General features: G+C 50.5%; 24 protein-coding genes. 11 read left to right on the top strand and 13 right to left on the bottom strand.

Translation table 11 applies throughout. From position 1 onward, the window contains the following. Positions 1–158 precede the first annotated feature (158 nt). Genes ttrB through ttrA form a run of 3 tightly spaced genes read left to right on the top strand, consistent with a single transcriptional unit; the run spans position 159 to position 4,974 of the window. Entirely contained in the window at positions 159–893 is a 735-nt protein-coding gene (gene ttrB, locus OGV71_RS12530) for a tetrathionate reductase subunit TtrB (protein ID WP_016150151.1), read from the top strand. After that, positions 894–1,916, top strand: coding sequence for a tetrathionate reductase subunit TtrC (gene ttrC / locus OGV71_RS12525; protein WP_086504227.1), 1,023 nt, complete (start codon positions 894–896; stop codon positions 1,914–1,916). Then, positions 1,909–4,974: a tetrathionate reductase subunit TtrA gene (ttrA, locus tag OGV71_RS12520; protein WP_204583631.1), complete on the top strand. Its 3,066-nt coding sequence runs from the start codon at positions 1,909–1,911 to the stop codon at positions 4,972–4,974. The genes ttrC and ttrA overlap by 8 nt, the downstream gene beginning before the upstream one ends. 80 nt (positions 4,975–5,054) lie before the next feature. Here the strand turns inward: ttrA and OGV71_RS12515 are convergent, their stop codons facing one another. Genes OGV71_RS12515 through OGV71_RS12505 form a run of 3 tightly spaced genes read right to left on the bottom strand, consistent with a single transcriptional unit; the run spans position 5,055 to position 7,572 of the window. Beyond that, positions 5,055–5,867: a MetQ/NlpA family ABC transporter substrate-binding protein gene (locus OGV71_RS12515; protein ID WP_071697207.1), complete on the bottom strand. Its 813-nt coding sequence runs from the start codon at positions 5,865–5,867 to the stop codon at positions 5,055–5,057. Between the two features lie 21 nt (positions 5,868–5,888). Beyond that, positions 5,889–6,557, bottom strand: coding sequence for a methionine ABC transporter permease (locus OGV71_RS12510; protein WP_003029361.1), 669 nt, complete (start codon positions 6,555–6,557; stop codon positions 5,889–5,891). Continuing rightward, the gene (locus OGV71_RS12505; protein ID WP_032949163.1) at positions 6,550–7,572 is read right to left on the bottom strand and encodes a methionine ABC transporter ATP-binding protein; all 1,023 of its coding nucleotides are present in this window, start codon (positions 7,570–7,572) and stop codon (positions 6,550–6,552) included. The genes OGV71_RS12510 and OGV71_RS12505 overlap by 8 nt, the downstream gene beginning before the upstream one ends. A gap of 494 nt (positions 7,573–8,066) precedes the next feature. Between OGV71_RS12505 and OGV71_RS12500 the strand changes: the two genes are divergently transcribed. The 7 genes from OGV71_RS12500 to lpp all read left to right on the top strand — a co-directional run bounded on the left by OGV71_RS12500 (position 8,067) and on the right by lpp (position 14,735). Beyond that, on the top strand, positions 8,067–9,293 hold the full coding sequence (locus OGV71_RS12500; protein WP_003843484.1) for a PfkB family carbohydrate kinase: 1,227 nt from the start codon (positions 8,067–8,069) through the stop codon (positions 9,291–9,293). Between the two features lie 12 nt (positions 9,294–9,305). Continuing rightward, the gene (locus OGV71_RS12495; RefSeq protein ID WP_003836572.1) at positions 9,306–10,043 is read left to right on the top strand and encodes a glutamine amidotransferase; all 738 of its coding nucleotides are present in this window, start codon (positions 9,306–9,308) and stop codon (positions 10,041–10,043) included. A gap of 61 nt (positions 10,044–10,104) precedes the next feature. Further along, a complete protein-coding gene (locus OGV71_RS12490; RefSeq protein WP_204583632.1) occupies positions 10,105–10,998 on the top strand; it encodes a proline iminopeptidase-family hydrolase in 894 nt (297 codons plus the stop codon). Between the two features lie 20 nt (positions 10,999–11,018). After that, positions 11,019–12,362, top strand: a complete 1,344-nt coding sequence (locus OGV71_RS12485; RefSeq protein ID WP_003836577.1) for an APC family permease — start codon at positions 11,019–11,021, stop codon at positions 12,360–12,362. A gap of 176 nt (positions 12,363–12,538) precedes the next feature. Next, positions 12,539–12,769: a protein YnhH gene (gene ynhH, locus OGV71_RS25575; RefSeq protein ID WP_418219450.1), complete on the top strand. Its 231-nt coding sequence runs from the start codon at positions 12,539–12,541 to the stop codon at positions 12,767–12,769. Between the two features lie 7 nt (positions 12,770–12,776). Continuing rightward, positions 12,777–14,189, top strand: a complete 1,413-nt coding sequence (pykF, locus tag OGV71_RS12480; RefSeq protein WP_003029366.1) for a pyruvate kinase PykF — start codon at positions 12,777–12,779, stop codon at positions 14,187–14,189. 309 nt (positions 14,190–14,498) lie between these two features. Then, positions 14,499–14,735: a murein lipoprotein Lpp gene (gene lpp, locus OGV71_RS12475; RefSeq protein ID WP_003029373.1), complete on the top strand. Its 237-nt coding sequence runs from the start codon at positions 14,499–14,501 to the stop codon at positions 14,733–14,735. 67 nt (positions 14,736–14,802) lie between these two features. Here the strand turns inward: lpp and ldtE are convergent, their stop codons facing one another. The 9 genes from ldtE to OGV71_RS12430 all read right to left on the bottom strand — a co-directional run bounded on the left by ldtE (position 14,803) and on the right by OGV71_RS12430 (position 23,844). Continuing rightward, on the bottom strand, positions 14,803–15,807 hold the full coding sequence (gene ldtE, locus OGV71_RS12470; RefSeq protein ID WP_003029376.1) for a L,D-transpeptidase LdtE: 1,005 nt from the start codon (positions 15,805–15,807) through the stop codon (positions 14,803–14,805). A 123-nt stretch (positions 15,808–15,930) separates the two neighbouring features. Further along, positions 15,931–16,347, bottom strand: a complete 417-nt coding sequence (sufE, locus tag OGV71_RS12465; RefSeq protein ID WP_003029378.1) for a cysteine desulfuration protein SufE — start codon at positions 16,345–16,347, stop codon at positions 15,931–15,933. Between the two features lie 12 nt (positions 16,348–16,359). Continuing rightward, the gene (gene sufS, locus OGV71_RS12460) at positions 16,360–17,580 is read right to left on the bottom strand and encodes a cysteine desulfurase SufS (RefSeq protein ID WP_057064628.1); all 1,221 of its coding nucleotides are present in this window, start codon (positions 17,578–17,580) and stop codon (positions 16,360–16,362) included. Beyond that, a complete protein-coding gene (sufD, locus tag OGV71_RS12455; RefSeq protein ID WP_204583634.1) occupies positions 17,577–18,848 on the bottom strand; it encodes a Fe-S cluster assembly protein SufD in 1,272 nt (423 codons plus the stop codon). Before sufD ends, sufS begins: the two co-directional genes overlap by 4 nt. Then, positions 18,823–19,569 (bottom strand): Fe-S cluster assembly ATPase SufC, encoded by a 747-nt coding sequence (sufC, locus tag OGV71_RS12450; protein ID WP_032949160.1) that lies wholly within the window; start codon positions 19,567–19,569, stop codon positions 18,823–18,825. The genes sufD and sufC overlap by 26 nt, the downstream gene beginning before the upstream one ends. Positions 19,570–19,585: 16 nt before the next feature. Then, complete coding sequence (gene sufB / locus OGV71_RS12445; protein ID WP_204583636.1) at positions 19,586–21,073, bottom strand: Fe-S cluster assembly protein SufB; 1,488 nt, start codon at positions 21,071–21,073, stop codon at positions 19,586–19,588. Between the two features lie 8 nt (positions 21,074–21,081). Continuing rightward, on the bottom strand, positions 21,082–21,450 hold the full coding sequence (gene sufA, locus OGV71_RS12440) for a Fe-S cluster assembly scaffold SufA (RefSeq protein ID WP_071697211.1): 369 nt from the start codon (positions 21,448–21,450) through the stop codon (positions 21,082–21,084). Between the two features lie 363 nt (positions 21,451–21,813). Beyond that, positions 21,814–22,578 (bottom strand): hypothetical protein, encoded by a 765-nt coding sequence (locus OGV71_RS12435; RefSeq protein WP_286533384.1) that lies wholly within the window; start codon positions 22,576–22,578, stop codon positions 21,814–21,816. A 387-nt stretch (positions 22,579–22,965) separates the two neighbouring features. Then, a complete protein-coding gene (locus tag OGV71_RS12430; protein WP_008323864.1) occupies positions 22,966–23,844 on the bottom strand; it encodes a LysR family transcriptional regulator in 879 nt (292 codons plus the stop codon). A gap of 122 nt (positions 23,845–23,966) precedes the next feature. Between OGV71_RS12430 and OGV71_RS12425 the strand changes: the two genes are divergently transcribed. Continuing rightward, the gene (locus OGV71_RS12425; protein ID WP_086551146.1) at positions 23,967–24,818 is read left to right on the top strand and encodes a Vmh family MBL fold metallo-hydrolase; all 852 of its coding nucleotides are present in this window, start codon (positions 23,967–23,969) and stop codon (positions 24,816–24,818) included. A 66-nt stretch (positions 24,819–24,884) separates the two neighbouring features. Here the strand turns inward: OGV71_RS12425 and OGV71_RS12420 are convergent, their stop codons facing one another. Next, positions 24,885–25,073, bottom strand: coding sequence for a YdiH family protein (locus tag OGV71_RS12420; RefSeq protein ID WP_003836591.1), 189 nt, complete (start codon positions 25,071–25,073; stop codon positions 24,885–24,887). Positions 25,074–25,090: the final 17 nt, after the last annotated feature.

Below are 25,090 nucleotides of genomic sequence, written 5' to 3'. Positions count from 1 at the left end.
GTTGTTTTAGATCAACAACAAGCCGGGTATGTGGTTAACCACAATAGAGTATACCCCGTCACGATTTTTACACTGTAAATCATTGAGATTCTTTATTCATCACACGCAAATCAACGGCGTGACCAATGTTTCGTTGTTGCATCGTGACGGGAGAAAATATGGACAGCAGTAAACGGCAGTTTCTCCAGCAACTTGGCGTCCTGACCGCTGGCGCATCACTGGTTCCGCTGGCTCAGGCGAAATTTCCCTTTTCGCCTGAACGCCATGAAGGCTCACAACAGCATCGCTACGCCATGCTGGTTGACCTGCGACGCTGTATTGGCTGCCAGGCCTGTACCGTCAGTTGCGCCATTGAAAATCAGACGCCACAGGGCGAATTTCGTACCCTCGTCAACCAGTATCAAGTACAGATTGAAGGTCAGCAAAGCGTCACCAACGTCCTGCTGCCACGACTGTGCAACCATTGTGATAATCCCCCTTGCGTGCCCGTTTGCCCGGTACAGGCCACTTTCCAACGCGAAGACGGCATCGTAGTGGTCGACAACACACGCTGCGTTGGCTGCGCCTATTGCGTGCAGGCCTGCCCTTATGATGCGCGATTCATCAACCATGAAACGCAAACCGCCGATAAATGTACCTTCTGCGTTCACCGCCTCGAAGCGGGGCTGCTTCCGGCCTGTGTAGAATCCTGCGTCGGCGGCGCGCGCATCATTGGTGATATTAAAGATCCACACAGCCGCATTTCACAAATGCTGCATGAACACCATGACACCATCAAAGTCCTGAAGCCGGAAAGCGGTACGTCTCCTCACGTGTTCTATCTGGGACTGGATGAGGCATTTGTCACCCCATTGATTGGACGTGCTCAACCCGCTCTCTGGCAGGAGGTTTAAATGAACCATTCACTAATTATCGACGAGGTTCTGGCCCATCCCCAGGACGTAAGCTGGTTACCCTGGGCCGTACAATATTTCTTTTTCATCGGCATTGCCGCCTGCGCCGCACTGTTTGCCTGCGTTCTCCACTGGCGCAAAAAAGAAACGGCAGATCTGGAGAATCTGACGCTGTTAATCGCCCTGACCTGCGCGATTACCGCACCGCTGGCGCTGACCGCTGATCTACACCAAACCGCCCGCGTCTGGCATTTCTATGCGTATCCGACGCCCTGGTCCTGGATGCCGTGGGGCGCACTGTTCTTACCGCTGTTTACCGGTTTTTTAGGTCTGTGGTTTCTGGCGCAGCACGTTAAACGGCTAACGCTAAAAAGTTACAACGTCACAAAATGGTTAGCACTTGGTAGCGCATTGTCCGCCATCGGATTGCTGGTTTACACCGGCCGTGAAGTGTCGGTGGTGCAGGCGCGGCCCATCTGGTTCAGTTACGCCTTTCCGGTTGCGATGTTCCTCAGCGCGCTGCAAACGTTTCTTGCCCTGCTTATTGCCACGACAAATAGCAAAGGCGTACTGCCGCGTAAGCTAGCGTGGGGGCAAATGGTCACGTTGATCACACTGGCTATCGTGGTGTTGATCTGGGCGAGCGGTAATACGCTTTCCGGTTCGGCTATCCGCCAATGGCTGGATGTGGCTTCTTCAGCACAACACTACGCTATCGGTTGGGTTGCGTTATGGCTTGTTTCACTTGTTCTTTGTGGGTTGGTTGTACGTTACCCCTTGTCGCTGCCGCTGCGCATATTACTCGCTTTTAGCGCCATGGCGCTGTGCTGGCTAATGCGCTGGACGTTACTCATCCAGGTGCAGACCGTACCGAAATTTAACGCGCAGTTTAATCCCTACACCCTGCCCAGCGGCACCGATGGCTGGCTGGCCATTGTGGGTACCTTCGGCCTGTGGATAGCACTGATTATTATTGTTCGTGAAGCCCTGAACGCGATCGCAAGGAGAATGCAACATGGCTAATTTAACCCGTCGTCAGTGGCTTAAAGTGGGCCTTGCCGTAGGTGGCATGGTGACTTTTGGCCTGAGTTATCGGGATGTGGCAAAGCGCGCGATAGACGGTTTGCTGGATGGAACCTCGGGCAAAATTACCCGTGACCGCATCTTTGCAAACGCGCTCATCCCTGAAGCCAACACCCGGCCGCACTGGCAGCAAAACCCGCAGCAGGTGATCTCCATGACACAGTGTTTTGGTTGCTGGACGCAGTGTGGCGTGCGGGTTCGCGTTGACACTGAGCAAGGCAAGGTGCTGCGCATTGCGGGCAACCCTTATCATCCGTTGTCGCACGAGCACCATATAGACGCCTCCGTCCCCTTTACCACGGCAATGGAACAGTTGGCCGGGGAGTCAGGTCTTGACGCACGTTCCACCGCCTGCGCCCGTGGTGCAACTTTACTCGAAGGTCTGTACAGCCCGTTACGTATTCTGGAGCCCATGAAGCGCGTCGGTAAGCGCGGTGAGGGAAAATGGCAGCGCATCAGCTTCGAACAGCTGATCAAAGAGGTGGTGGAAGGCGGAGATCTGTTTGGTGAAGGCCACGTTGATGGTCTGAGAGCCATCCACGATCCCGCTACACCGCTTGATGCGAAACATCCCGGCTTTGGCCCAAAATCCAATCAACTGCTGGTCACTAATACCAGCGATGAAGGACGTGATACCTTTCTACGTCGCTTCGCACTGAACAGTTTCGGCAGTAAAAATTTCGGTGCTCATGGCGCTTACTGCGGTCTGGCCTATCGGGCCGGTTCCGGTGCGTTAATGGGCGATCTGGATAAAAATACCCACGTGAAACCAGACTGGGATAACGTCGAATTCGCGCTGTTTATGGGCACCTCTCCGGCGCAATCCGGCAACCCGTTTAAGCGCCAGGCCCGCCAGTTGGCCAGCGCCCGTTTACGTGACGACTTCCGCTATGTTGTGGTAGCGCCCGCCCTGCCATTAACCACGGTGCTGGCTGACGATCGCGGCCACTGGCAGCCCGTACGACCGGGAAGCGACTCCGCGCTGGCGATGGGGATGATAAGCTGGATTATCGATAAACAACGCTATAACGCTGATTATCTCGCCATTCCCGGCATGCAGGCCATGCAGCAGGCAGGAGAAAAAAGCTGGACTAACGCCACTCATCTTGTGATTACCGATGAAATTCCAACACTTGCCGGACAACACCTGACCCTCGCCCATCTGAGCACAAACGCCGCCCAGGAGCCGGTGGTCGTCAACGAGGCCGGTGAGATTGTCGCCGCCAACAGTTGCCCGCGTGCGCAACTGTTTGTTACCCGCGAGGTGACGCTGGCTGACGGGCAGACGGTAACGGTAAAAAGCAGCTTCCAGTGTCTGCGAGAGTCCGCAGAGAAACTGTCGCTAACGCAGTACAGCCAGCAGTGTGGGGTGTCAGAAGCAGACATTGGCGCTCTGGCCGACGCATTCACCCGCCACGGACGTAAAGCGGCAGTAATTACGCACGGCGGAATGATGGCAGGCAATGGATTTTATAACGCCTGGTCGGTAATGATGCTCAATGCGCTGATTGGCAACCTCAGTCTTGAAGGCGGTGTGTTTGTTGGTGGCGGCAAATTCAATGGTGCCACCGACGGTCCGCGCTACAACATGGACAGCTTCGCCGGGAAGGTAAAACCGAAAGGGTTAAGCATCGCGCGCAGTAAAACCGCTTATGAGTCTTCCGAAGAGTACCGCAATAAGGTAGCTGCCGGACAATCCCCCTTCCCGGCTAAGGCCCCGTGGTATCCGTTTGTCGCAGGTCAGCTTACCGAACTCCTCGTCTCGGCGCTTGAAGGTTACCCTTATCCGCTGAAAGCCTGGATCTCAAACATGACCAATCCGTTCTACGGCATTGCAGGGTTGCGCGCCGTGGCGGAAGAAAAGCTCAAGGATCCTGCTCGTTTGCCGCTGTTTATCGCGATTGACGCCTTTATGAACGAAACCACGGCGCTGGCAGATTACATCGTGCCGGATACCCACAACTTCGAAAGCTGGGGATTTAGCGCTCCGTGGGCAGGCGTGGCCAGCAAAGCCACCACCGCGCGTTGGCCTGTCGTCAGACCTGCGACCAGCCTCACGGCTGACGGTCAACCGGCCTCGATGGAATCTTTCTGTATCGCAGTGGCAAAGCGCATTGGGCTACCCGGATTCGGCGACAATGCGATTACCGATCCGCAAGGTAATCACTATCCGTTGAATCGTGCGGAAGATTACTACCTGCGCCTCGCCGCCAATATTGCGTTTATGGGCAAAGCCCCGGTTGCAGAGGCACAGCCGGAAGACATAGCGCTGACCGGAGTACAGCGGATCATGCCTGTGATGACCCAAACGCTGAAACCCGATGAAATCAGCCGAGTTGCGTTTATCTACTCCCGCGGCGGGCGCTTTGCGCCGGACATCAGCGGGCGAGTTGATAACCGCGTCGGCAATGCCTGGGAAAAACCGCTCCAAATCTGGAATGCGAACGTCGCCGCGCACCGTCATGCAATTACCGGCGAGCGCTACAGCGGCTGCCCGGCCTGGTATCCTTCACGTCTGTCAGATGGACGTGCGGTCGAGGAGTTGTTCCCGGATCAAGAGTGGCCGTTGAAACTGATTTCCTTTAAATCCAATACCATGTCCAGCGCCACGGCGGTTATCCCGCGCCTTCATCATCTGAAACCGGTTAATCTGGTGGCGCTCAATCCGCAGGATGGTCAGCGGTATGGTTTAGCACACGGCGATATCGTGCGTATCACCACCCCTGGCGGTCAGGCGCAAGCGCAGATAAGTCTGCTGCATGGCGTCATGCCGGGTGTCATCGCCATTGAACACGGTTACGGGCATAAAGAGATGGGCGCAGCTCAGCATACGCTCGACGGCAAGCCAATGGCATTTGATGCACAGATAAAGTCAGGGATTAATCTCAATGATTTGGGCTTTGCGGATCCTACCCGGCAGGTTGCCAATACCTGGCTTGACTGGGTGTCGGGTGCGTCGGTGCGTCAGGGGTTGCCAGCGAGAATTGAGCGAGTGTAGTTCTGCGTGAACGCGTTTTACCCGGCCTACAAGACGTCGTAGGCCGGATAAGGCACTGCCGCCACTCAGCAAAAAGCGGATCAGTTATTAACCGGGATCACCGCGCCTTTATATTTAGTACGGATCCAGTCCTGGATTTCTTTGGAGTGCAGGACATCGACCAATGCGACGATATCCTTCTTCTTCTCGTCGCCACGATGCACGGTAATGATGTTGGCGTACGGGTTGTTTTCACCGCTTTCAACGGCAATCGGATCTTTCACCGGATCCAGCCCGGCGTCGATGGCGTAGTTGGCGTTAATCACCACCGCATCGCCTTCGTCGTTGTTATACATCTGCGGTAACAGCGCGGCTTCCACGTTTGGCAGGAACTTCAGTTTTTTCGGATTTTCGACGATATCGCTAATGCGCGCGGTTACTTTATCCACGCCCGGCTTAAGCTTAATAACACCCTCTTTTTCGAAGATCGACAGAATACGGCCTTCCTCAGATACCGCATCGCGCATGATGACTTTGCCGCCTTCCGGTAGATCTTTCAGCGATTTCACTTTTTTCGAATAGATACCAATTGGCTCAATGTGAATTGCTCCGGCGCTGACGAAGTCATACGTTTTATCGCCCGCATGATCTTTAATCACACTGTTCAGGTACGGAATATGCTGGAAGTAGTTAGCGTCAATCTCACGACCAGCCAGCGCGGTGTTCGGCAGAATGTAATCCTGGAACGGTTTAATCTCCAGATCGATCCCCTTTTTCGCCAGAATCGGTTTGGCCTGTTCAAGGATCTCCGCGTGCGGCACGTTAGACGCACCAACGGTCAGAGTGTCTGCCCAGGAGGCAAAGCTCAGGGCGCTTAAGGTTGCTGCGGCGAGTAACGTCAGTGATTTTTTCATGATAATGGTTTCCGTATTTTATTAGCGTTTATCTAACAGAGAGGTAATCACATCGCCGCAAAGCTGGATGATGAAGACAATGAGCAAAATCGTCACCGTCGCCACCAGCGTGACGTCGCTGTGGTTGCGCTGAAATCCTTCCAGATAGGCCAGATTCCCTAAACCACCGGCACCAATTACCCCTGCCATCGCGCTGTAGCTAACCAGCGCAATTAGCGTCACGGTGATCCCGGACACCAGAGCAGGAGAGGATTCCGGCAGTAAAACCCGAAAAATAAGCGTGCTCAGCCGTGCGCCCATCGAACGTGTCGCTTCAATAACGCCTTTATCCACTTCACGCAGAGCGATTTCGACCAGACGAGCATAAAACGGCGCAGCACCGACGATCAGCGCAGGCAACGCGGCATTGGCGCCGAGAATGGTGCCTACCATCGCTTTGGTAAACGGGATCAGCAGCACGATCAAAATGATGAATGGGATTGAACGAAAGATATTCACCACCAGCGAAATAGCGCTATATACCGCTCGGTTGGGGAACAATCCGCCGCGCGCGGTCAGGAACAATGCCAGACCAAGCGCGATGCCCAGAATAAAGGTCGCAGCACCCGAAAGGGCTGTCATATACAGCGTTTCCTGGGTTGCCGCTAACAGTTGCTCCCACTTCAGATGGGGAAACAGTTCTTCAGCCATGTTGAATCACCTCGCCTTCAATGTCGCTCTGGCGCAGGTCGGCCAAAATATTGTTCAATTGTTCCTCAGAGGCCACCACGTGCACCCAAAGTTGACCAAACACACCGTGTGCAGTTTGCGTCATTTTGCCGTGCAAGATATTGAATGGCAGGCCATAGCGCAGGGTCAACTCGCCAACCACAGGCCGGTGCGTGCGTTGCCCGGTAAACGTAAGCTTGATAACTACGCCGCCAAGCTCACTTGCCAGCTGCGGATTAAACTCGTCTTCCTCGGTGTACTGGCTCACCTGACGAACGAACTGTTGGGTGATCGGCTGCTGTGGATGGGTAAAGACGCTGAGTACGTCGCCTTCCTCAACAACTTTGCCATTTTCCATTACCGCCACGCGATCGCAGATTTTGCGTACCACGTGCATTTCATGAGTGATCAGCACAATGGTCAATTTGAAGCGACGGTTAATATCGAGGAGTAAATCGAGGATCTGATCGGTAGTTTGCGGATCCAGCGCCGAGGTGGCTTCGTCACACAGCAGGACATCCGGATTGTTCGCCAGCGCGCGGGCAATTCCTACACGCTGTTTTTGCCCGCCGCTGAGCTGGGACGGATACGCATTTTCACGACCGCTCAGCCCAACCAGCGTAATCAGTTCAGCAACCCGCTGTTTGATGGACGTTTTGGACGCGCCAGCGATTTGCATAGAGAAAGCAATATTTTCGCTAACGGTCCGTGACCACAGCAAATTGAAGTGTTGAAACACCATGCTGATTTTCAGTCGTGCCTGGCGTAACGATTCCCCACGGGCGGCAGAGATATCGTGGCCGTTAATCATCACGCTGCCGGAAGTCGGTTTTTCCAGCCCATTGAGCAAACGAATTAAGGTGCTTTTACCTGCCCCGCTGTAACCAATAATGCCGTAAATCTGTCCCTGTTCAACCGTCAGGTTGACGTTATCGACAGCGGTGATGGCAAGCCTGCCTGGCGTAAACACTTTCGAAATATTTTTCAGGACAATCATGTCGTTTGGGTATCCGCTGCTGCTTATTGTTCTTCTGCTATCGCTTTTGGCTGTTTAGCAGTATGGATGTCCAAACGAGTGTAATCAGCGGAATTGCCTTTTAAAATGAATTAAAAAGTATTTGATATAACATTTAGATATATATGTCGCGAACACTGAACAAATATCCGTTCTATCCCAGCCACGATGATGGAAAAACTCCTGACATTTTTGTTCACTGTTTTTTTTGTCTCAACCCATATCAATTTATAACTGAATCGAGCAAGCCTGCATCTTTTAAATGAGATATAGGAAGTTGCAAAACTAATATATGACTGCGCTCACAAGATATCGTCCATTAATTGTAAACATATAAAAATAAAGAACGTGTAATCCACTTTTTATTATTCTCAATAATTTGGTTTTGCTTCCGGTTTACAGCATGATCTGTGATTCATTTCACCACATGGCAACATTACTATAAATACAATTCAGCAAAATACACGGAGGCTTTAATGTTTAAAGAAGAAAGGCGTACATCTATTCTTAACTTGCTCATCAAAGATCATAGTGTCAGCGTGAGCAAACTCGCCGTTCTTTTTAATGTTAGCCAGGAGACTATTCGTTCAGACCTTTGTTATTTTCAGAAAACAGGTATGCTTTTGCGTTGTTACGGTGGTGGTATTGTTAACCGCCAGGCATTAAGCAAGTTGATAACAGAAAATAAAATTGATATCTCCGGCACAATTTCAACTCCGGCAAACAAAGATTTTCGATTACATAGAGAAGGCACGAAAATGTCGGGAAAAGTTTGTATTTTAGGTTCATTTAATATTGATGTATCGGCTACCGTCCCCTGGCTTCCGCAAAGCGGTGAATCAATCCTCGCAAGCCAGTTCGGTTTTTATCCAGGAGGTAAAGGTGCTAATCAGGCATTGGCCGCAAATAATGCTGGCACCGACGTCCACTTTATTTTTAAAGTAGGTAAAGATCAGTTTAGCTCTTTTGCCCTCAATCATATTATCCAATCTGGTATAAATTCATATTGTGCTTATCAGACTGATGATGCACCCACCGGAAGTGCATTAATTTATGTTTCAGAGCAGGATGGTGATAATATCATTGCTATCTATCCTGGTGCCAATATGATGCTAACCAGGCACGAAATTAATGAACAGCAGGGTCATATATCTGAAGCTAACGTTTTGCTAATGCAACTGGAGACTAATATCGATGCTATTGAAGAATTTGTTCGCTTGGGTAAATTAGCAAACAAGACAATTATTTTGAATCCGGCACCTTACACCAAAAATGTTAGCCGTTTATTACCATCAATAGATATTTTAACACCTAATGAAACAGAAGCATCATTTTTATCGGGTATTACAATCTTAAATATTGATGATGCCCAAAAAGCAGGAAATATCATTCTGCAATCAGGCGTTGAGAAGGTCATTATCACTCTCGGCGCACAAGGATCATTACTGTGCGAACGCCACCGTACTTTGTTTATCCCAGCCTGGAGTGCCGTCGTCAAAGATGCTGCGGGCGCGGGTGATGCATTTAATGGCGCACTGGCCGCCTCACTTGCCCGTAAATCAGACCTTGTATCAGCCATTCAGTATGCCTCTGCCTTTGCTTCACTGGCAGTTGAACAAGAAGGCGCATCGAGCATGCCGCAGCATGAGCTGGTACTACACCGGATGCGCACTCAATCGCATGATATTATTAATATCAAATAATAGGATCTCAGTATGAAAATTTTATTTATCGGTGAGTCATGGCATATTCATATGATTCATTCTAAGGGATATGACAGCTTCACATCCAGTAAATACGAAGAAGGCGCTGACTATCTATTATCCTGTCTGCGCCAGCAAAATATCACTATCGACTACATGCCAGCGCATATTGTACAAACCCGCTTCCCGCAGACGGTAGAGGAACTTGATATATACGATGCTATCGTGATTAGCGATATAGGCAGCAATACCTTTTTGTTGCAAAACAAAACTTTTTATCAGATGAATATCATCCCGAATGCGTTAGCGCTGATTAAAGAATATGTCTCAAATGGCGGCGGTCTGTTAATGATTGGTGGATACCTTTCCTTCACCGGCATTGAAGCGAAAGCAAATTATAAAAACACCCTGCTGGCCGAAGTTTTGCCTGTCGAAATGCTGGAGCATGATGATCGCGTTGAAATTCCGGAAGGATGCTGCCCAATCAACACGGAGGAACAGCATGTCATTACGCAAGACCTGACACAGTGGCCCCCCTTGCTCGGTTATAACAAATTGCGTGCCAAGGTAAACAGCATCACGTTGGTCAAAATAAATGACGACCCACTATTAGTTCTCGGTGAGTACAATAAAGGCAAAGTCGGCTGTTTTGCCAGTGATTGCGCACCGCACTGGGGAAGTCCGCAATTTATGCAATGGGAACATTACAAGTCATTCTGGTGTAACGTTCTGCAAGCAATTAAAAAATAAATGCCAATCTGCAGGTGATTATTGAATCACCTGCCCTTTTTCTTCCGTATCGGTTAAAAATATGCAAAGTCACTACAAATATGGTGAAATGTTTTGCGATAGCATATTAACCAGCTATCGTATTTATGGCGACCCGGCATCTCAATTAATGCCATTAATTATCTTACACGGCGGTCCATCAGGCGGTTTTGATTATCTATTAAATTATCATGAGCTGTCTGATGATGGACGCATGGTGATATTTTACGATCAATATGGCTGTGGTCGTTCGACGCATTTTCCGCTGGCGGATGCCTCATTCTGGACAATAGAACGTTATCTTCAGCAACTTCGCCAATTAATCAGTCATCTGAATATTGGTCAGCGATATTCATTACTCGGACATTCCTGGGGAGGTATGCTGGCAGCAGAGCACGCCTGCACGCAACCGGAAGGGTTAAGTGGTGTGATATATGCCAGCGCTCCCGCCAGCATCCCACTTTGGCAAAGCGAAGTACTGCGATTGTTTAAAGAACTCACGACTGGCGCTGATGCAATGTCAGACGATGCCATTATGCAGGCAAAAATCTATCAGCATCCGCCTGAACAACTTATTGCCTACTACAAAAAACATGTTTATTCCCTGGCGAAAGAACCGCTGCATATTCAGCGTTCTGATGCGCAATTTGCCGCCGATCCCACCGCCTACCATGTGCTATGGGGCGCGAATGAACTTGCGGTGAATGGCTTGCTGGCGCAGTGGGACATCACCCGTTCATTGCACAAGATTCGATGCCCAGGATTAGTCCTTCATGGTGAGTATGATCAGGCGACATCACAGGTCGTTCAACCGCTTATTACCCATATAACCCACTGTCGGGGTGTCACGATTCCTGACAGCAGCCATAACCCACATGAAGAAAATACCGAGCCTTGCCTCACTGCTGTCCGTGAGTTTTTACGAGGCCTTGATTAACACGAATTGAGGTGTTTACTATGAGTAAAATAAAAAAGTTATCTCTCACAGATTTGGTGCTGTACGGGCTGGTATTTATGGTGCCGATCGCGCCGGTTTCTCTCTATGGCGTCGTATATAATTTATCTCATGGCATGGTCGCGCTCGTGTATATTATTGGCGCTATCGCGATGTTTTTTACCGCCCACAGCTATTCAACATTATCAAAGCACATCTCATCCTCCGGGTCGGCTTATACCTATGCAGGCGTGTGCATCAACCCCGCTGTGGGTTTTCTCACCGGATGGATTTTGTTGCTGGATTATCTGTTATTCCCTACGCTGGTTGCCGTCCTGGGCGGTGTTGCTGTTCATGCAATACTTCCGCAAATACCGATTTGGGTATGGCCGTTAATTTATGTGGCTATCGGAACGGGCATAAATTATTTGGGAATACAACAAACGGCTAAATTCGACAAACTGCTAGTCTTTATTCAACTCGGTATTCTGGCCATTTTTGTGGTGCTGATTTTGCGACTGCTGATGCTTGATAGCAGCCACGTGTCATTTTCTTTCAAACCTTTTTTTGATTCTCAGTGGTTTACGCCTGGCTTAATTGCTACCGCGATCTCTGTTGCGGCGCTCAACTTCCTCGGATTTGATGCCATTAGTACCCTAAGTGAAGAAAGCGAAGGCGGCGGGAAAGCAGTCAGTAAGGCAACCCTTCTCGCCCTTATCCTGGCCACCGTGCTGTTTATTATTGTGGTGACCTTTGCCGCATTCGCTACGGGTAAAATCGACAGTTTTGCGGAAGGTACAGAAACTAACGAGGCCTTTTTCACGATTGCAGGCGATGTTGGCGGCATCTGGCTTAAAGTTGCATTTTCTATCATCGTAGCGTTCGTTTGCGCAGTCGGGAATATCATTACGGCGCAAACCGCCGTATCGCGCGTCCTGTTCTCTATGGGGCGAGATAAAATGTTACCCACATTTCTGGCGCATGTGCACAGTAAAAGAAAAACACCTGACTATGCAATTCTGTTCACCGGGGCTGTGACACTATTCCTTAGTTACTTGTTTTCCGGGAAAATTGAATCCATATCCACCCTTGTCAACTTCGGTGCGCTTTTCGCATTCTTTATGGTGAACCTGAGTGTCTTCGTGCTCTACAACGTAAAGATGAAAGAGCATCGTCGTTTTGTCCCTCATGTGATTTCTCCTGTGCTGGGGATGGTCGTCATTGGTTATGTCTGTATGAATATGAACATTCACGCGCTGACGCTCGGGGTTATCTGGTCTGTAATCGGTCTGGCGGTTCTGTGGTATCGGAAAGCGCATAAGCAGGACATCCATATCGATCTTGAGGGGCGAAAGCTGCTCGACTAAGGCTGAATGCTGAGTTTGCAACACGTTATTTTTTTCTTGTTGCGCAACACCGTCTGAAGTTGGGCGGTGTTTTGTTAACCAACCCGAAACAATTTAATGCTGATTCTTTGTAAAAGTGCACAGAAGTGTTTTGAAACGCTGTTTCCATTTTCCTTTTTGATAATTTTCAGCGTATAATGCGCGCCAATTGTCTCTTGAATGGTTTCAGCACATTGACCTGTAAAACTCAACGACTACAAAAATCACCATCCCGTTGGGCTGAAACACAAGCACACATTCCTCTGCACGCTCTTTCGATGTCACCTATCCTTAGAGCGAGGCATCACAACTTTCGTAACTCAGGTTTAGCTTCCCGTCCGTGCGCGGCGGGAGCCAGATTTCCATATCCTTCTCAACTTAAAGACTAAGACTGTCATGAAAAAGACGAAAATTGTTTGCACCATCGGTCCGAAAACCGAATCCGAAGAGATGTTAACCAAAATGCTGGACGCGGGCATGAACGTCATGCGTCTGAACTTCTCTCACGGCGACTATGCAGAACACGGTCAGCGCATCAAGAATTTGCGCAACGTCATGAGCAAAACCGGCAAGAAAGCAGCAATCCTGCTCGACACCAAAGGTCCGGAAATCCGTACCATCAAACTGGAAGGCGGTAACGACGTTTCCCTGAAAGCAGGCCAGACCTTCACCTTCACCACCGACAAATCTGTCGTAGGCAACAACGAAATCGTTGCTGTTACTTATGAAGGCTTCACGAAAGATCTGTCCGTCGGCAACACCGTTCTGGTTGACGATGGTCTGATCGGCATGGAAGTTACCGCCATCGAAGGTAACAAAGTTATCTGTAAAGTGCTGAACAACGGCGACCTGGGCGAAAACAAAGGTGTTAACCTGCCGGGCGTTTCCATCGCACTGCCAGCACTGGCTGAAAAAGACAAACAAGACCTGATCTTCGGTTGCGAGCAAGGCGTTGACTTCGTTGCAGCGTCCTTTATCCGTAAACGTTCTGACGTCGTTGAAATCCGTGAGCACCTGAAAGCGCACGGCGGCGAAAACATCCAGATCATCTCCAAAATCGAAAACCAGGAAGGCCTGAACAACTTCGACGAAATCCTCGAAGCGTCTGACGGCATCATGGTTGCGCGTGGCGATATGGGCGTTGAGATCCCGGTTGAAGAAGTTATTTTCGCGCAGAAAATGATCATCGAAAAATGTATCCGCGCACGTAAAGTCGTTATCACTGCGACCCAGATGCTGGATTCCATGATCAAAAACCCGCGTCCGACCCGTGCAGAAGCCGGTGACGTAGCGAACGCCATCCTCGACGGTACCGACGCAGTAATGCTGTCTGGCGAGTCAGCAAAAGGTAAATACCCGCTGGAAGCCGTTACCATCATGGCGACCATCTGTGAGCGTACTGACCGTGTGATGACCAGCCGTCTGGACTTCAACAACGACAGCCGCAAACTGCGCATCACCGAAGCCGTTTGCCGTGGCGCGGTTGAAACTGCTGAAAAACTGGACGCGCCGCTGATCGTCGTCGCAACCCAGGGTGGTAAATCTGCTCGTGCAGTACGTAAATACTTCCCGGATGCTACCATCCTGGCGCTGACCACCAACGAAACTACCGCGCGTCAGCTGGTGCTGAGCAAAGGCGTTGTTGCACAGGTGGTTAAAGAAATCAGCTCTACCGATGATTTCTATCGCCTGGGTAAAGAAGTCGCTCTGGAAAGCGGTCTGGCTCAGAAAGGTGACGTTGTGGTTATGGTTTCTGGTGCACTGGTTCCGAGCGGCACCACCAACACCGCATCCGTTCACGTGCTGTAATAATTCCATCGCGAATTAATTTGCTTAAAAAAGCGCCCTGGTGGCGCTTTTTTTATTTAATCGATAGCCACAATTAATAAAAAATCAAATCGGATTTCACTATCTAATCCGTGATTATCTAAGATGAATCCGATGGAAGCTTTCTGTTTTCACTCGGTTTTTTAGCCGTTTTTGCACAATTCGATGCTTCTTTGAGCGAACGATCAAAAATAAGTGCATTCCCATCAAAAAAATATTCTCAACATAAAAAACTTTGTGTAATACTTGTAACGCTACATGGAGATTAACTCAATCTAGAGGGTATTAATAATGAATCGTACTAAACTGGTACTGGGCGCGGTAATCCTGGGTTCTACTCTGCTGGCAGGTTGCTCCAGCAACGCTAAAATCGATCAGCTGTCTTCTGACGTTCAGACTCTGAACGCTAAAGTTGACCAGCTGAGCAACGACGTGAACGCAATGCGTTCCGACGTTCAGGCTGCTAAAGATGACGCAGCTCGCGCTAACCAGCGTCTGGACAACGCAGCTACTAAATACCGCAAGTAATAGTATCTGTGTAATAAAAATGGCGCACATTGTGCGCCATTTTTTTGCTCTGAATTCCCCTTCCCTGTTATTGCGTAGCGCGCACCTCAGCATCTTCTCCCGGCACACCATTTTGCGCAGACTTCACTTCTGGCCCATTGCTCGCGACCGATGCTTGCCCGGCAGTGACGGTGACCGGATAACCTGCACGACGATACAACGCCCTTTCCACCAGACTGTTATCCACCGCTTTATTGTCTTTAAACTGGGTAAAGCCGGCTGGTAGCACATACGGCATGGTCTGGACGTTTTGTTCCTCTTCCGGCGACAGCGGTCGATGCACTTCGACATACCTCATGCCATTCGGCTCTATCGAATATTTTATCGGCTCATTAATTACCCTGACCGGCGTGCCTGTGCGGACCTGAGCAAACAACGCTTTGATATCCGGCGCGTTCATGCGAATACACCCAGAACTCACTCGCAGGCCCACGCTGTCCGGTGCGCTGGTGCCATGGATCAGATATTCACCGTTTCCATGTGCCAGACGCAGTGCAAAGCGTCCTAACGGGTTATTTGGTCCAGCAGGTACAACAGGCGGTAATGTGATGCCACGCTCCAGAGAGCGTTTACGGATGCCTGGTGTAGGGGTCCAGGTTGGATTCGGGATTTTCTGCCCAACCCGGGTTTCCATTACCGGCGTTTCCAACCCCTGCAAACCGATACCAATCGGGAATACCTGAACAATATTCTCTCCCGGCGGGAAGTAATACAGACGCAATTCCGCCAGATTCACAATAATGCCTTCGCGTGGTGCATCCGGTAGCAGTAATTGTGAGGGAATAGTGATCAGCGTTCCGGGTTTAGGTACGGGGGCAATAGTATTGTTGGCTTCAAGGATCAGCATTGCAGCGGTATCAAACTTACGGGCTATCGCCTGTAGGTTTTTATCGCCTTCCTGCACGGTGTAGGTTTGGTTTTGCCCAACAAGGCGGCTGTTCGCCTGGGGCAAAGGATAATCGACCGCCCATGCGGCCTGAATAGCGCTGTAGGCGCCGATTAGCATTAACGTAATAACAGACGCGCGTTTCATACTCACTCACCCCCCTGGCGTTCTTGCCGGACGGCGGCGAGCGCCCGATCCGGCCTACGAGTCACTGCGTTGCCTTACACGAACGCTTTCAAGTCGGTCTGAAAGTTGACGTGTTTTATCAGTTTAGCTAAGAGTTGCGGCTTTGGCGCGAATAGCCCGAATCATCGCCTCCAGCCCTTGTGAACGAGACGGTGTGAGATGCTGTGCGAGCGCCATTTTTTCAAACCACGGGCGCACATCAAAATTCACAATATCCTGGGCCGTCATGCGATCATACAAAATGAATACCACGGCAATAAGCCCTTTCACAATTGCCGCATCACTGTCGCCCTGTAATTCAATAATCCCTTCGCCATTCTGACGCATAACAATCCATACCTGGCTTTGGCATCCCTGAATGCTATTTTCCGGGCAGCGTAAGTCGTCGTTTAGTTCCGGCAAACGCTGACCCAGTTCAATAATGTACAGGTATTTCTCTTCCCAATTAGCGCAACGCAGAAAATTACGCAACAACTTTTCTTTATCCGGTAGCGCAGCCATAACGCCTCCCTGTTAGCCCAGTAAATGGTGAATACGCTTGAGGCCCGTTACCAGGCGATCCACTTCTTCATGGGTGTTATACATTGCAATCGACGCCCGGCACATAGCGGGAACGTTATAATAGGCCATCAGCGGCATTGCGCAGTGATGCCCCGTCCGCACGGCGATGCCATAGTTATCAAGAAAACTCCCGACGTCATAGGCGTGATGCTTGCCGAGGTTAAACGCAATCACACCCAGACGGTTATCCGGTCCGTAGATTGTTAAATCCGGCACATCCGCCAGCTGTTCCAACGCATAGCGCATCATGAACTGTTCATATTCGCTGATTTCAGTCAGCCCCAGCGCTGAAATATATTCAATAGCCGCGCCGAGTCCGATAATGCCGCCGGTGTTTGGCGTTCCGGCTTCAAACCGCCAGGGCGCTTTGGCCCACGTTGTTCCCTGACTCAAACTCACCGTCGCAATCATTGAACCACCGCCTTCCCACGGCGGCATCTCCTGCAGCAGCGACTCTCTGGCATACAGAATGCCAATACCGGTTGGCCCGTAAAGTTTATGCCCGGAGAAAACATAAAAATCGCAATCCAGCGCCTGCACATCCACCTGATGATGCATCACCGCCTGCGCGCCATCCACCAGCACTTTCGCACCGTATTGATGCGCCAGCGCGATCATCTCACCCAACGGGTTTTCCGTGCCCAGCACGTTAGATACGTGGGTAATCGCCAACAGCTTCGTGCGATCGTCAAACAGCGTCGGCAGCGTTTCCAGCTGCAACGTACCATCGTCATTGAGCGGGATAACGCGCAGTTCTGCACCTACGCGGGCACACAGCATCTGCCAGGGCACAATATTGGCATGGTGCTCCATTTCGCTGATGATAATGTTATCGCCCGCCCGCACATTGCTGCTGCCCCAGCTGTTCGCCACCAGGTTGATGCCCTCCGTCGTACCGCGAACAAACACCAGCTCTTCGGCGGTGCGGGCGTTAATAAATAGCGAAGCGAGCTTGCGCACATTCTCCATTTTTTCCGTAGCCTGAGCGCTCAGCGTATGGATACCGCGGTGGACCGCCGCATAGCCGTGACGGTAGAACTCGGCTTCGGCATCAATCACCTGGTTCGGCTTTTGCGCGCTCGCGGCGCTGTCCAGATACGCCAACGGTAAACCATTCACTTCACGCGTCAGAACCGGAAAATCGGCCCGCACTTTTTCAATGGGAAATGTCATGCTACGCCTCCCGGCAAGCGTTGGGCGATCCGTGCCAGTACCTGTTGTTTCAGCGTTTCCTCGCCCAGGGCTTCCGTTAGCTCAGCGGCAAACGCATAGAGAATCATTTGTTGGGCATCTTGCTGGCCGATCCCGCGCGAACGCAAATAGAACATCTGCTCGTCGTCGATCCGCCCTACCGTCGCCCCGTGACTGCATTTCACGTCGTCGGCATAGATTTCAAGCTGCGGCTTGGTATCCACTTCCGCCAGTTTACCAAGCAGCAAATTATTGTTGGTCATCTGGCCATCGGTTTTAATAGCGTGCTGAGCGACGTTGATCAGGCCATTGAATACCGCCCGCCCCTTATCGCTGACGATCGTTTTATGCAGCTGGCGGCTGTTGCAATATCCTTTGTTATGCTCAAGCCAGGTGCGGGTGTCGCAGACTTCATTTTTCACCGGCATTGCCAGGCTGTTGAGCCGAAGCGTGGTGTTTTCGCCGTTAAGCTGGGTGCTGGTGTTATGACGCAGCACCGCATCACCGAGTAAAAAACTGTGGCTGGCGGCCGTGGCATCCGCCCCCAATTGAATGTCATTATGCGCGAAATGGTGGCTCTGTGAGTTCTCAAACGCCAGTTTGATGTGGCGCAAGTGCGCATTCGCCGCGACATTCATGGTTAAACGTGCGCCGGTGAAATGGCGAAGCTCGCTGAGGCTGACATAGTGTTCAATAACGGTGGCTTCTGCGCCTTCCGCCAGCTCCAGATGGTGGCGATAGTGCGCCGTGTTCACCTCATCGCCCGCCAGCCCCTGGGTAATGTGCAGCAGCAGCAGCGGTTTCGCTGGGCGCTGGTTACGCTTCACCTGAATGTGAGTGACGCTACGCGACAGGCTTTCGGTCAGGTGCAGAAACACTTCCGGTTGGATAGCCGCTGGCAGCATCTGGCGCGCATCGTCAATGGTAATGTCAAAACCACTACCTTCCGCTCTGTCGCTCAGCGTTGGAGAGAATTGCCCGTCGATAAATACCAGTCGAATGGCATCAATTGCCGGCGCTAACGCTTCACACTGGGCAGACGTTATCTCAGAGACATGACTGACAAACTGGCTATTGGTTAACCCCTCCAGCGGCGTGTATTTCCAGTCCTCATGCTTACGCGTTGGTAGCCCCAGACGCAGCATCTGCTGCAGATGCTGCTGGGCATGTTGCGAGCGCGTCTCACCTTGCGTTTCAAACAGATGGTGCCACTGTTGCAGCACGTTACTGCTGTTCGCTAAGCCAGCCATAACCTTGCTCCTCCAGTTGTTTGACCAGCGTAAAATCACCGGACTTCACTATTCGCCCCTGGTAGAGAACATGAACATAATCGGGTTTGATATAGTCCAGGATGCGTTGATAATGGGTGACGATAATGAATGAGCGTTGCCCGTTGCGTAGCGAGTTCACGCCGTCGGCGACGATTTTCAGTGCATCGATATCCAGCCCGGAGTCCGACTCATCCAGAATGCACAACTGAGGCTCCAGCACCGCCATTTGCAAAATGTCATTACGCTTTTTCTCACCGCCGGAGAAACCAACGTTGACCGAACGCGTGAGCAAATCTTCCGGCATCTTCAGCAACGCAATTTTTTCTTCCATCAGATCCTGGAAGTCAAACCTGTCCAGTGACTCTTCGCCACGGTAGGTGCGCACCGCATTCAGTGCCGTTTGCAGGAAAAACTGATTACTGACGCCGGGGATTTCCACCGGATACTGGAATGCCATAAAGATCCCTTCACCGGCCCGGTCTTCCGGTGACAGTTCCAGTAAATCCTTACCGTTGAATTCTACCGTCCCGCCGGTGACTTCATAGTCATCACGTCCGGCCAGGGTGGCGGAAAGCGTACTTTTCCCGGAACCATTTGGCCCCATAATGGCGTGCACTTCTCCGGGGCGAATTTCAAGACTCAGCCCACGCAGGATCGCCTTATCTTCCACACTGACCTGTAAATCTTTGATGCTTAACATGTGCTTTCCTTAAATTTTAACCGACGCTGTGTTCAAGACTTATGGCGAGAAGTTTTTGCGCTTCCACGGCAAATTCCAGCGGCAGTTCAGAGAACACGTCTTTACAGAAACCATTCACGATCATCGAAATGGCATCCTCTTCGCTGATACCGCGCTGCAGGCAGTAAAACAGCTGATCTTCACCAATGCGCGACGTCGTGGCTTCGTGCTCGAGCTGGGCGCTGTTGTTACGACACTCCACATATGGGAATGTGTGCGCTCCGCAATCCGCCCCGATCAGCATCGAGTCACATTGGGTATAGTTGCGGGCGTTGGTGGCGGTCGGCATGATTTTCACTAAACCGCGATAGCTGTTCTGGCTGTGTCCGGCGGAGATCCCTTTCGAGATAATGGTCGATTTGGTGTTTTTACCGATGTGGATCATCTTGGTGCCTGTATCGGCCTGCTGATGACCACTGGTCAGGGCCACGGAGTAGAATTCGCCGATAGAGTTGTCGCCACGCAAAATGCAACTTGGGTATTTCCAGGTAATGGCCGAGCCGGTTTCCGACTGCGTCCACGACATTTTGCTGTTTTCACCTTCGCACAGAGCGCGCTTGGTGACGAAGTTCAAAATGCCGCCGGTGTTACCATCCCCGGGGAACCAGTTTTGCACCGTCGAGTATTTCACTTCAGCATTTTTGTGGATGATGACTTCTACCACCGCCGCATGCAGCTGGTAGCTGTCGCGCACCGGAGCCGAACAGCCTTCGATATAGCTGACGTAGCTGCCCTCATCCGCGACCAGAATAGTGCGTTCAAACTGCCCGGTTTTCTCCGCATTGATACGGAAATAGGTCGACAGCTCCATGGGGCAACGCACGCCTTTCGGTACATAAATAAACGTGCCGTCAGATGCCACCGCTGCATTCAGCGCGGCAAAGAAGTTGTCATTACCCGGAACCACTGTGCCCAGATATTGTTTTACCAGCTCAGGATGATCGTGAATCGCCTCACCGAACGAACAGAAAATAATGCCCTGTTCCGCCAGTTTGTCGCGATAGGTGGTCGCCACCGATACCGAGTCAAAAATAGCATCAACCGCCACCTCTTTGCCTTCACGGACCGGTACGCCAAGCTGTTCAAAGGCATCCTCGACCTCTTTACTTAAAAACGCATTCGCCCCCGTTTGCTGCACCGCTCCCGGCTCAGACGCGCAGGTTTCATCGCAGTTACCGCAGGACGGTGCGGAATAATAGCTATACTCCTGATAATTCAGCTTGTCGTAGTGCGCTTTTAGCCAGTGCGGCTCTTCCATGGTTTGCCACGCTTGAAAGGCATTCAGGCGGAATTCCAGCATCCAGTCGGGTTCATTACGTTTTGCCGAAATCGCACGCACGACTTCTTCGTTGATCCCTTTCGCCAGCTCATCGGTTTGCAGTTGGGTGAAGAAGCCCTCTTTGTAATTAAGGTGCCCACCAGCCCAGGTGTTGACATCGTCAGTTGCTTCAGTATTACGAGACATAGTACCGCCTATACCCCAAAACTTTCGCCACAGCCGCATTCGTTCTGGGCTTTCGGGTTATGAAATTTAAATAACTGATTTAATCCTTCGCGAACAAAATCGACTTCTGTGCCGTCGATGAACGGCATCGCCTGTAAAGGCACATACAGTCTGGCGCCATCCGTTTCAAACAACAGATCGTCTTTTTGGGCCTCGCGGACGGTATCCAGCACGTAGCCGAATCCCGCGCATCCCGTTTGCTTCACGCCCAGGCGTACGCCCAACATGTCGGGTTGCTGTGCCACCAGTTCACGGATATGCGCCGCCGCTGCTGGCGTTAACGTCAGTCCACGCCAGGCAAAATCGTCCGGATTAAATGTTCCTGAATGCAATTCCATAGGGTTACCTCGAGTCACTAGCTTTTAAGCTATAACACCATGTTAGTGATAATGATTATCACTTCAACCCCTCAACAGCAGGGGCATTCGGGTTAACCGCCCTTTTTGGTTACTTTTACTAAGCATAGACCCTGCAGCGAGGGTTTACAGGAATGGAATTATTTGTTCAATACATTGATTAATAATGGATTATAGAAATCTAATCGTTCAGGCAGGTCAAACATCAAAAGATGTATAGAAAATGACTATTTCTGTGATAGCAGAGGTAACTACCTCTACCAGGCGAAACCCAACCAGGGAGTTATCAGGGGGTGAGTTTCGAAGAGCAGTGAAAGGTAAAAGGATAAAAAGCTAACTGCTGACTTACCACCCATTTCCATTTTTCACTCGCCCATAGGCAGGTGTTATATTATTTTCAAGTTGGTAGATTATGGATAAAATAATATTCAAGTTATATCGTGTTATTTGATTGTGTTCTGTTGCAAAAGATGAATTAGTTTCCACAAGATTGAAATAATTATATTCTTGCAGAAGTTCTAAATTTGGCACGATCTCGACAGGAAACTGCTTATCATTTGGTGAGGTGAAAAGATAGATATTCGCAGTTTTACATTTATCCTTATAGATAATATCACGAAGCAGATTATCCAGCCTGGAGATATTCTCCGGTGAGATAGTGCCCATCATCTGTTGTCCGACCTGCGTCCAATATCCTTTTGCAACATAACTACCGATATAAAACTGAGGTACTGCTGTAATGATGTTCCGAATATTAAGCTTAATACCGTAATACATTGACATCGACCCACCTTTGGAAGCACCGAGAATCGTCGTGTTCGTAGGTTTTACAAAATCAATCACCCCCTGAATGAGCAGACTAACACCCTGCTCGATATCGAAATTCATATTATTACACAAGTAATAGGCTGGCAGACCGGCAAAATCATCTTTAACCCATAGAATTGCAGAATGGCAGTGATCAAGCATTATAAAGTCATAGATAGTAGCATCCGGGATATTAAATCCAGACATGACAATCAACAAATGCCGACAATCTCTTGAGGCAGGTTTGAACCGATAGTGAATCGGGATCTGATTTTTAAAATTGAAAACAAGATTCTCTACCATTCGCTAAACTCTGTTAACGTTTCAGGGCTTCCAGAACAGCTCACACAGTAACGGTTACCAAGGAATCTATTCTGCATTCTCTGTGCGGTATAAAGCGGTTATGATTCATTAAACTTAAATGTCACCACCGCTATTTTTAGACAACTCCGTTCTGCAGACGCGCAACAAGTACGTACAATCCCGCAGCGGCGACATATAAAGACAACAAAAAACCCTTAAGTCTGCTTGCTGGCAGGCTTAAGGGTTCCGGCCCCATCCGGCGCTTATCTCCGGCACTCACGATGGCTTAGCTCTTGAAGGGGCGATAAGAAGAATCTCATACACCGATAAGTTTTTTTTAACACAAATTGCGGTTTGACTATTTTATGAGCACGTTTAGCTACCTTTTTAGCATTGCGCCGCCCCACTAAGCGCATCCAGCAGCAAACGTAGCCCCGCAGGCTGATGCTCCCGAGAAAGGTATAAACCATAAATTGGCAAGCATTTAGGTTGAAGTTCTGGCAGTAATCGAATTAACGCTCCCTGCGCCAGCCCTTCCTGCGCCTCCAGCTCTGGCACCAACGCGATCCCCATTCCTGCCACCGCCGACTCGCAGAGCAGCGAAGAGATCCCTGCACTTAAATTCCCTTTGATTGCAACCGAGACAGACTGCCCCTGGGCATCCAAAAAGTGCCAGGATTGTCCGGCAAAACCGCTGTAGTACAGGCAATTGTGCCGAGTGAGATCGTCGACTGTCTCAGGCGTGCCATGTTGATGCAGATAATCTGCGGACGCGCAAAGTACCGATTTACAGTCGCCCAACCGGCGGGCGATGGTCCCAGGCTCGGGATTATCCGTTATGCGGATCGCCACATCGATGCGTTCCCCCACAAGGCTTACCGGTTGATTATTGATCTCCACCTCAATACGTAATTGCGGATATTGCTCCATAAACGCCGGCAGAACCGGAGCAAGAATATGCATGGCGGTAAAATGGGCGCAGGCCACACGTAGCGTGCCGGAGGGAATTTGCGCGCCACTGGCGGCACCAATATCCAGCGAAAGTTGCGCCAGAGAACGCGTTTTCAGTAATGCCTCTTCACCCGCTGGCGTGATCGTCAAGCGACGCGATGAGCGATGGATAAGCCTTGCGCCTGCCCATTTTTCCATCTCGTCGAGGTAACGACTGACCATCGGACGGGAAAGCCCCAATGCACGTGCAGCGGCGCTCAGACTGCCCAAATCACAGATATGGTTAAATACCGTTGCCGCCATCACTCTGTCCATTGCATCCCATCCGATCGTTTTATGAAACTCAGCATGTCCTAATGAGGGAATTCTAACAGATACGAATATGCTTAAAATACGGGAACTATCAAAAGACAATTCCCTGCATAAGGTTACCTGGTATGAAAGTTAAATCTCTGGCCCTGCTGTTACCTCTGTTTGCGTCTTCAGCTTTCGCCGCACCGCTACAGCTGGACGTCTATAATCCGCAGGAGAAGGGTATTTTCCCGGTCTCTTCGACGCTGGTGTCTGGTCCCAAAGAGGCGATTCTGTTTGACGCCCAGTTCAGCACCAAAGATGGCGAACAGCTGGTGCAGATGATTCGCGCCAGCGGTAAAACGCTGAAGGCTATCGTGATCACTTCCGGCGATCCGGATTTCTATTTCGGTCTGCAACCCATCGTCAACGCTTTTCCACAGGTAAAAGTTCTGGCAACACCGCAGGTGGTAGACCATATCCGCGCCACCAAAGAGGCCAAGCTGCAGTTCTGGGGCCCGCAAATGAAGGACGGCGCGCCAACATCGCTCACCGTTCCGCAGGCGACGACGCAAACGCAGTTCACGGTTGATAGCGAACCGCTGGAACTGCGTCACTCCAACGATTATGCAGCGTATATCTGGATCCCGGCGAATCGGGCCATTATTGGCGGCACAGGCGTGGCTTCAGGTATTCACGTCTGGACGGCGGATACACAATCTGAAGAACAGCGTAGTGCATGGCGTAACGTACTGAGCGAAATGCAGAGCTTACAGCCCACTCAGGTGGTCCCGGGTCATTACATTGGCGAACGCCCTACCGGCGATAAAGCTATTCGCTTCACCCAGGACTATTTGCAGTCGTTTGAGCAGGCGTTAGGGGCCAAGAAAGGATCGGATTATGTGATTAAAACCATGACGGCAGCATGGCCAGGTCTGGCGGACGCAAGCTCGCTTGAACTAAGTGCGAAGGTTAACAGCGGTGAGATGAAGTGGTAATGAAGATTTAAGGCAAAAATAACCCCGAACACGTGTCGGGGTTTCGTTACGATAAGCATACCGGAATCAATGAACGCCCATGCGCCAGGCAAAATAGATCTCTTCTTTCAGTTCCATCGAGGAGAGCGCCAGTAAATCAGCAAACTCCAGTTCGAGCTGTTTCAGCCTTTTCAGGTACTGAGCCGGTGAAAGATCGGTTTTATCACGACGTAAAAATTCTATTGCCAGTTGGGCAGGGTCTAATTGGGTAGACATATCATCCTCGCTTGTGT

Source organism: Citrobacter sp. Cf088, from assembly GCF_030334295.1.
GTDB lineage: Bacteria > Pseudomonadota > Gammaproteobacteria > Enterobacterales > Enterobacteriaceae > Citrobacter > Citrobacter freundii.
The sequence above is the reverse complement of the archived record's forward strand: the minus strand, read 5'-3'. Positions and strand labels throughout refer to the sequence as shown.